The sequence below is a fragment of the Candidatus Desulfatibia sp. genome, assembly GCF_036446775.1.
In the GTDB taxonomy this organism is placed as follows: Bacteria; Desulfobacterota; Desulfobacteria; order Desulfobacterales; family UBA11574; genus Desulfatibia_A.
The window spans coordinates 1-6,973 of the sequence record NZ_JAZFTO010000239.1; the positions used below are offsets into that span (position 1 = coordinate 1).

Annotated in this window: 13 protein-coding genes; 6 read left to right on the plus strand and 7 right to left on the minus strand. The window is 44.1% G+C overall.

Annotation, left to right across the window (positions count from 1 at the left end; all coding sequences use genetic code 11):
* Nucleotides 1-261, minus strand: a 261-nt coding sequence (locus V3S16_RS11205; protein ID WP_413884949.1) for a transposase, incomplete at its 3' end; no start/stop codon positions are given.
* An 85-nt stretch (nt 262-346) separates the two neighbouring features.
* Here V3S16_RS11205 and V3S16_RS11210 point away from each other — a divergent pair.
* The 6 genes from V3S16_RS11210 (at nt 347) to V3S16_RS11235 (ending at nt 3,673) form a co-directional block, all read left to right on the plus strand.
* Complete coding sequence (locus tag V3S16_RS11210) at nt 347-685, plus strand: hypothetical protein (protein WP_413884951.1); 339 nt, start codon at nt 347-349, stop codon at nt 683-685.
* A gap of 884 nt (nt 686-1,569) precedes the next feature.
* A complete protein-coding gene (locus tag V3S16_RS11215; protein WP_413884953.1) occupies nt 1,570-1,851 on the plus strand; it encodes a hypothetical protein in 282 nt (93 codons plus the stop codon).
* A gap of 2 nt (nt 1,852-1,853) precedes the next feature.
* Nucleotides 1,854-2,153, plus strand: coding sequence for a UPF0175 family protein (locus V3S16_RS11220; protein ID WP_413884955.1), 300 nt, complete (start codon nt 1,854-1,856; stop codon nt 2,151-2,153).
* A gap of 286 nt (nt 2,154-2,439) precedes the next feature.
* Complete coding sequence (locus tag V3S16_RS11225) at nt 2,440-2,766, plus strand: type II toxin-antitoxin system prevent-host-death family antitoxin (protein WP_413884957.1); 327 nt, start codon at nt 2,440-2,442, stop codon at nt 2,764-2,766.
* Between the two features lie 2 nt (nt 2,767-2,768).
* Nucleotides 2,769-3,266 carry a DUF3368 domain-containing protein gene (locus V3S16_RS11230; protein ID WP_413884959.1) on the plus strand — a complete coding sequence of 166 codons (498 nt, stop codon included), beginning with the start codon at nt 2,769-2,771 and terminating at the stop codon, nt 3,264-3,266.
* Nucleotides 3,267-3,457: 191 nt separating this feature from the next.
* The gene (locus V3S16_RS11235; protein ID WP_413884961.1) at nt 3,458-3,673 is read left to right on the plus strand and encodes a hypothetical protein; all 216 of its coding nucleotides are present in this window, start codon (nt 3,458-3,460) and stop codon (nt 3,671-3,673) included.
* A 448-nt stretch (nt 3,674-4,121) separates the two neighbouring features.
* Here V3S16_RS11235 and V3S16_RS11240 read toward each other — a convergent pair whose 3' ends face one another.
* From V3S16_RS11240 to V3S16_RS11265, 6 genes are all read right to left on the minus strand, one after another.
* The gene (locus tag V3S16_RS11240) at nt 4,122-4,337 is read right to left on the minus strand and encodes a hypothetical protein (RefSeq protein WP_413884963.1); all 216 of its coding nucleotides are present in this window, start codon (nt 4,335-4,337) and stop codon (nt 4,122-4,124) included.
* 374 nt (nt 4,338-4,711) lie between these two features.
* Entirely contained in the window at nt 4,712-5,047 is a 336-nt protein-coding gene (locus tag V3S16_RS11245; RefSeq protein WP_413884965.1) for a HigA family addiction module antitoxin, read from the minus strand.
* 9 nt (nt 5,048-5,056) lie between these two features.
* Nucleotides 5,057-5,335 carry a type II toxin-antitoxin system RelE/ParE family toxin gene (locus tag V3S16_RS11250; protein WP_413884967.1) on the minus strand — a complete coding sequence of 93 codons (279 nt, stop codon included), beginning with the start codon at nt 5,333-5,335 and terminating at the stop codon, nt 5,057-5,059.
* A 464-nt stretch (nt 5,336-5,799) separates the two neighbouring features.
* Nucleotides 5,800-6,219 carry a type II toxin-antitoxin system VapC family toxin gene (locus V3S16_RS11255; protein ID WP_413884969.1) on the minus strand — a complete coding sequence of 140 codons (420 nt, stop codon included), beginning with the start codon at nt 6,217-6,219 and terminating at the stop codon, nt 5,800-5,802.
* Nucleotides 6,203-6,463, minus strand: a complete 261-nt coding sequence (locus V3S16_RS11260) for an AbrB/MazE/SpoVT family DNA-binding domain-containing protein (protein ID WP_413884970.1) — start codon at nt 6,461-6,463, stop codon at nt 6,203-6,205. Before V3S16_RS11260 ends, V3S16_RS11255 begins: the two co-directional genes overlap by 17 nt.
* A gap of 226 nt (nt 6,464-6,689) precedes the next feature.
* On the minus strand, nt 6,690-6,973 hold a 284-nt coding region (locus V3S16_RS11265), incomplete at its 5' end, for an OmpH family outer membrane protein (RefSeq protein WP_413884972.1).

The following is a 6,973-nucleotide window of genomic DNA, read 5'->3' on the forward strand; positions in this document are numbered from 1 at the left end:
CCATTCAGGAGCCTTTCGACCATAGGCATAAGCCAAATAACTGCTCCAGCGGTAGTCGGCAAGACGTTCAACAATACCGGCTCTCAAAGGGTTTCGGTGAATATAATAGGATAACTGCAACAAGTAGGCATCGTTTTGAACGATGATGCTTTTGTACCTTCCCTGAAAAAGATGCCCGCTGCGAAAATGACGCCGGTTAAATCGTTGAGTATAAGTAGTTCCGAACGCCGCGCTTACTACTGTTCCCGATTCTGGAAACATTTCTGCACCGGGAGCAGTCGTTATTCAAGGAATCTATACATTTCTTGCCGGAGACCTGCAAGACGTTTCAGAATCGCTGGCAACATTGACAACGATATCAATTCAGCAAGAAGCACTTGAAGTGCTGCTGCGTGCGGCGGCGGCGGCCAACTTTTTCATGATACCGCCTCTGGATCTGTTTATAGACATGGAAGAAGACGAAGAGGATGAATTTTTGGAAGAAGGAGCATGGCTGCTGAACCCCGGTGCCTTTTATTTAAGGAGCTGGGCTGACGTACCGACTTTGCTGCCTAACCCCAATTGGATCCAAATCAGCCCGGAGCTTTCGTTAGTCCCGAACTGGAATCAGGAGCAACAACCGCGACTTTCGTTATTCCCGGACCGGCACCAGGAGCAACAACCGCGCCTATTGGCCAGTCTTTAGCCCTATTAGGCGGGTATCGGGAGTCAGGGCTCTCTCGCCCGCTTCGCTTGAGCCCACAGAGGTCACAGAGATCATTTTTTTCTTTGCCTGATTTTTTGACCCTGATTAAATACGCTGTGCTGTTGCTGCCGCAAATTTAACTGGGCAGGGAAGGTAAAATCAGCCCAAACAATCAGCCCTCGGCAGGGCAACTTAAATGATAGACAGTAACCGATAGTACGTACATTCAAACCAAATACACAGCCGTTAGCGTTTTATCAGAATCCGTATCCCTGTCCCGTTAAATTTTTATCCTGTGAAATTCGTAGATCATTTCAAAACATTCCACTCATCTTCAGCAACGCTTTCAATTTGATGGTCTCGTAAAAAGTTACGAATTCAACTATAGATGGGACTTTTTACGACGCCATCAATAAATCGACCCGGAAACAGCAAAGGATGATTGATGAGCAGAAAGATATGATCAAAGACCAACAGAAAAGCATAGCTGCATTAATCAAGAAGGTTAACCGCCTTGAGACCCTGGTCAGATAGCTCACTGATTGTGCGGCCGATGCCCTTCTGGGCGCCCTCTTTTTAAGGGCTCAGAAAACACTGCGGATAAAAACAACTTGAAGCGGCACTTGTTAATTGACAATGTCATGCGAGCGTATTACGTCTGTATAATGATTATTTTTGATGCATCGACTTTGATTTTGCTCGCCAGAACAGATTTGCTCGAATTGTTTCTTTCAACCTTTGAAGGAAGGGTTGCGATTTCCAAAAAAGTGAAATCGGAAGTGTGTGTACAGGGTCGGGAAGAGAGACCATTGGTAGAGAGTCTGATCAAACAGGGAAAAATTGAGATTTTAACTGCGAAAAACCCAAGGCAAAAAAGGAAATTAATGGACGATTTCAATATCGATGAAGGCGAGGCCGAGGCATTGTTGCTTGCCCTTCAGATAGGAGCTGAATTCATTGCTACAGACGATAGAAATGCCATCAGGGCTTCCAAGCTTTTAAATATTGATTTCGTTACCGCCATCGGTTTTTTAATAAGGGCACATGAAAAGCAACTTGTTGCCAAGGATGAAGCCTTAACAAAGTTGGGAAGACTCCAAGCCATCGGCAGATATAGCAAAGCGATACTTACAGATGCAAAGAAAAGAATTGAAGGAGGTAAATAAAAATGGCCGGAAAAACTCTCAGCATACGTATTAATGATGATTATTTTCGATTTCTTTCATCGCTTGCAAAGGAAGAACGCGCTGATGTGTCAAAAAAGGTCAGAGAGCTTGTTGATCTCGGCAGGATCATGCTGGCTATCCAAAAATATAAAAAATCTGAGGCATCGTTAGAAAAGGCCTCAAAAATAGCCGGGGTTTCTATATCAAAGATGATAGATATATTCAGTGAATATGGTGTTCGGGCAAACTTGGAATATGAAGACTACTTGAAAGGACTTAAAACTCTAAGAAAGGTTTGGTAGTGATTTTTCACTGATTTAGTGCACACCATCTCCTTGAACTCTTCCACATGCTCGCAGGCCATCTTGATCCCTTCAGAAGTCCTAAGGCTTTCAATATTCCAGAACCCTTCAACATTCCTCGGGCCGCTATCTTAATCTTGGATAGCTCGTCTTTCATCCGCTGACAGCCTATATGCGCCTGTTACGCTATGCTGTAAAACTTGCCTGGGCTTATATCAAATAAATATTGCGCAGTAAATACAATTGTGCTATCAAATGTATGCACAATTAATCATGAGGGGTTATTATGGAACAGCTTAATGTTTTTACAGTTCGTGAGCTGCGACAGCGCACCGGTGATCTTCTCAAAGATGCAGAAGAGGGACGGCTTGCTTTGATTACAAAACATGGCCGCCCTGCTTTTCTTGCGGTTCCCTTTGATGAACGTTTACTGAAACATGGTGTAAATAAGGCTTTAGCTCTCCATTTATTCCAAGCAAGGCATATCACGCTTTCTCAAGCCGCACGAATTTCATTCTTGTCGATAGATGATTTTTTGGATCTTTTGAGCGAATTCGAAATTCCGGCTGTTGATTATCCACCTGAAGATTTGGCTGAGGAGCTGGAGACTTAACGGTGTCGAGTTTAGTCGTTGCAGATGCCGGTCCTTTGATCGGAATGGCCCGGACCGGGCATCTCTCTATACTGAAAAGCCTTTACAATTCAATATCCATTCCTTCACGGGTTTTTGAAGAACTCAAGGTGTCGAGCCACAAACCAGGTACCATGGCGTTATCTGAGGCCATCAATGCCGGTTGGATCAAAATTGTCGAGCTTAAACAATCGAGCGAATCTTCTATTTTACGTTTACTAATAGATGCAGGAGAAGCAGAATCTATTCAACTCGCATTGGAAAAAAACGCCCGTCTGTTAATCATTGATGACAGAAAAGGAAGGAAAATCGCCAAAAGCAGGGGTATTAAAGTCATTGGAACCGGCGGTATTTTAATAATGGCTAAAAGAGCAGGAATTTTGGACAGGGTATCGCCAGTTCTCAACGCGCTTTCGGATGCAGGCTATCGGTTGTCTCCAGATTTGTTCAAACGAATCATGGAATTGGCCAATGAAGGTTGAAGCTTAACAATAGGATTGAGAGGACGTTCGTGCAGAACGTTTATATTATTAGCAATTCCTACAAGAATGTCCACTTATAACATGGACTTACAACAGATAACGCAAAAAAGGATTTTATCTTTCATTTGAATTCATCCCGCGCTGCAAGCAGCGGGGAATTCAAATTTAAACAAAGAAACAGGAGCAATAAAATGAGTGTCGTAACCCTTGAAGGCATCGTAGAAAAAGGCCAAATACGACTGAAAAGCAAACTCCATCTGCCGGACAAAACAAAAGTATATGTGATCGTTCCGGATTTCGATGAAGAAAAGTATGCCCGCATCTACAGCCCTCGTCTGGCAAATTCTGAACAAGCAATAGATTTTAAAATGGAAATCACCGCGGAACCTTCTAATGCCTCATTATGATGACACTTTGTTCGGACCGCCCGCACCAGTAGCCCAAGTGACACTGCGAAACCCGGATACCGGGATGGTTGTCTTGGATGTTCCGATGCTTTTGGACTCCGGCGCTGATGTAACTCTTATCCCTCAAGTCGCTTTAAACCGCCTTTATATATCTTCAGTTCAAGATAAACGATACAAATTGATCGGCTTTAATGGCCATCCTAGTTCTGCCCCTGTTGTTTAGCCTGAACTTATTTTTTGTAATCGATCTTTCCGGGGCCATTTCTTGATTATCGATCAAGCATGGGGTATTCTTGGCCGCAATGTTATAAATTCAATACCGCTAGTGCTAGATGGACCACACCTAACATGGGATGAACTACACTCTAGATAACTGAATATTATTTACTATTCCGTATTCCGAAATCTGCATCCCTTAATTTTTACCCCGTCAAATCTGTTCTTGCATTTATTTCAAAACATTCCACTCATCTTCAGCAACGCTTTCAAAGGGATCTATATACTGAATCGGTTTGCCACGCAAAGGATATCGTTCTCCTATCTCTTGTTTAGGCACTTGGCTACGCACTATGACTTCAACCTTATCGCCAGGTTGAAATGGCAATCCTTTTATAATTAGCGTACCATTACTTGGAATTGTGGTTTCCATACGGTGTATTTGCATATACCACCTCATATTGTAAAAGGTTTAATGAACCGAACCCACCTGCCCAATTAAATGTTTATCCTGCTTGCCCAATGGAATCTATTTTTTCTTCTATTCCATCGGGGTGAAATTCGCAGATCATTTCACCGGGACCCCATCATATTTAATCGGGACGGGCCCCGTGGAATTGCCGGGACAGGCCCCGTGGAATTGCCGGGACAGGCCCCGTGGAATTACCGGGACATGCCGGCAGATCGTACCGGGGTCGAATATAAAACTACAATTAAGCCCGCTGGGGGTTCCTTCGATTTTCGCAACATTAGGCTTTCAATATTCCAGAACCCTTCAACATTCCTCGGGCCGCTATCTTAATCTTGGATAGCTCGTCTTTGTTATGCTCCGGTACTAAGCTCAATCCCTGTCTCTGTATTCTTAACCGGGATAATTCGCCGTTCGATATCAGACCAAATTTTACGCTTTATCAATCGCAAATCATATTCAGTTTGTAAGTTCAGCCAAAACTGAGCTTCAACACCAAAGTAGCGCTGCAATCTCAAGGCGGTGTCGGTAGTAATGGCTCTTTTCCCGTTGACAATCTCGCTGATCCTATTGGGAGGAACAGAAAGGTCACGTGAAAGCTGATTTATACTAATACCCAAGGGTTCCATGAAATCTTCACGCAGGATTTCACCCGGTGTAATCGGATCAAGAAGTTTGTTAGCACTCATATCAACACCTCAATGATAATCGACAATTTCAACATTAAATGCATTATCATCATGCCACTCAAAACATACACGCCATTGTTTGTTAATGCTGATAGCGAATTGCCCCTTCCTATCGCCCTTTAAAGCATGGAATTTATTGCCTGGATTAAGCATCAAAGCTTCCAGACTCGGAGCGGCATGAAGAACCATAAGCCTTTTTCTCGCCTGCCGTTCAAAAGATTGGAAGCGGCGTACGCGCTGATCGTTGAACAGCTTTTCAGTGTCTCGGCAGGCAAATGATTTTATCATATGCGGATAGTATTACGCTTGCCGTAATATGTCAAGCGGATTATTTTTGAATGTGGGGTTCGTGGAGTTCACCGGCGGCGGGCAGGCAGAGGTCACAGAGATTTGGGTTTTTTTCCTTTCCGCTGAGCCCCGCTAATTAGAGCGGGATAAAAGGGCGGAAAGAAAAAATCAATCAGCCCTGGGGGCAGGTTTTGACAGCCAATATCTTGCCAGGCATAGCGGTTTTCATTTGCCGGTTCTTAATCCCACTAGATATAGCGGGGCGCCCTCCGTCCCGTAGGTAGCGGAGCCTATCCTGCGGGGTCAGCGGCAAATGAAAAATGATAATTATCTTCCTCTGAGTACTCGCTCCGTCGCCATAGCGGCTGTGGCGCGTCGGTGACTGTGTACTCTGCCTGCCCAATGGAATTAAGTTTTGGTTGTTATTCCATCGGGGTGAGAGATATAAAAGACCCTTTCAGGGGCTATGTAAGCCACTCGATGCTGATGATACCTTGTTTTTCAAGCGATCTGAATTCAGGGTCTCCTGTTAGAAGGGGGCAGTTTTTGATCATCGCCAAAGCCGCAGCAAATGAATCTGCATACGAAATAGGATATCTTGCTTTAAGACCGGCAGCTGCCAGAAGAAGTTCTTCATCGATGCGATCGATCAGCTTTATCGGCAAAGCTTTAATTCTGGAGTAGGCTAAGTCTGCCGAACTCCGGCCTTGTTCCCTCAATGTAATATAGTAAACCTCACCTAAGTGAATTGCATGAAAATATAGGCGAGAGGCTCCACTCTTTGCCTGAGTGAGAGCATGCTGGATCTGGTCAGAAAAGGATTCATTTTCGAGATATCCAATTAAAGCAAAACTATTGAGGACAAAACTATTTGGTCCCGGCAACTTTTTTGTTCTCCCTTTGTTTTTCGAGTCTTTTTTCTTTCAAATAGGCTTTCAATATTCCAGAACCCTTCAACATTCCTCGGGCCGCTATAATCGGATCCTCGGACTCGGGTACCATCAAAATGCCTTGCTCATTTTCAATCCAGCGAATCGATGTGGCCGAGCATATCCCATATTTTTCCCTCAATCTTTTGGGGATTACAACCTGTCCTTTTGATGTGACCTTGGATGATATGGTTTCCATTTATTTTACCTTAGTGATTAGAATTGAAAGTAAGCTTTAGGTTACACCGCAGGTAAGAAATTGTCAACCGTATTTTCTTACTTGGAGCCTTGGTGAACCTTGAGGAGGGGTTAGCGAGCAAATCAAAAAATTGATAAAGGGGTTTGCTTTTGGGCAAACCCCTTTCGCTTATTAGATCCCGTCCCGCTTGAAGCGGGACGTTGTATAAAATCGCTTTGCGATTTTATTATTTTCTCTTGTTGAGCTCTTTTACGACCAGATCGGTGATATCGACAGCAGGGTCCAGGTAACCGATGGTCTTGGGATCTTTCAGGATAATGGTGTATTTTTTCTTTTTTGCCACACTTTTCAGGATATCGTTAGCTTTTTCCAGTATGAGGGCAACAAGTTGACGGTCCTCCCGGGCAATGTCCTCCTTAGCATCGGCCACCAGCCGCTGATAGTCCTTGTTCATCTTTTGAAGCAGTTCAACTTTATCGCGCCTTTCACGGGCAGGCAGTTTGTCGCCTT

Bases quoted from the DNA above. Each gene is read 5' to 3' on its own strand.
- V3S16_RS11215 (WP_413884953.1), top strand. From the start codon at position 1,570: ATGGACGATTTCAATATCGATGAAGGCGAGGCCGAGGCATTGTTGCTT.
- V3S16_RS11220 (WP_413884955.1), top strand. From the start codon at position 1,854: ATGGCCGGAAAAACTCTCAGCATACGTATTAATGATGATTATTTTCGA.
- V3S16_RS11225 (WP_413884957.1), top strand. From the start codon at position 2,440: ATGGAACAGCTTAATGTTTTTACAGTTCGTGAGCTGCGACAGCGCACC.
- V3S16_RS11235 (WP_413884961.1), top strand. From the start codon at position 3,458: ATGAGTGTCGTAACCCTTGAAGGCATCGTAGAAAAAGGCCAAATACGA.
- V3S16_RS11240 (WP_413884963.1), bottom strand. From the start codon at position 4,337: ATGCAAATACACCGTATGGAAACCACAATTCCAAGTAATGGTACGCTA.
- V3S16_RS11245 (WP_413884965.1), bottom strand. From the start codon at position 5,047: ATGAGTGCTAACAAACTTCTTGATCCGATTACACCGGGTGAAATCCTG.
- V3S16_RS11250 (WP_413884967.1), bottom strand. From the start codon at position 5,335: ATGATAAAATCATTTGCCTGCCGAGACACTGAAAAGCTGTTCAACGAT.
- V3S16_RS11260 (WP_413884970.1), bottom strand. From the start codon at position 6,463: ATGGAAACCATATCATCCAAGGTCACATCAAAAGGACAGGTTGTAATC.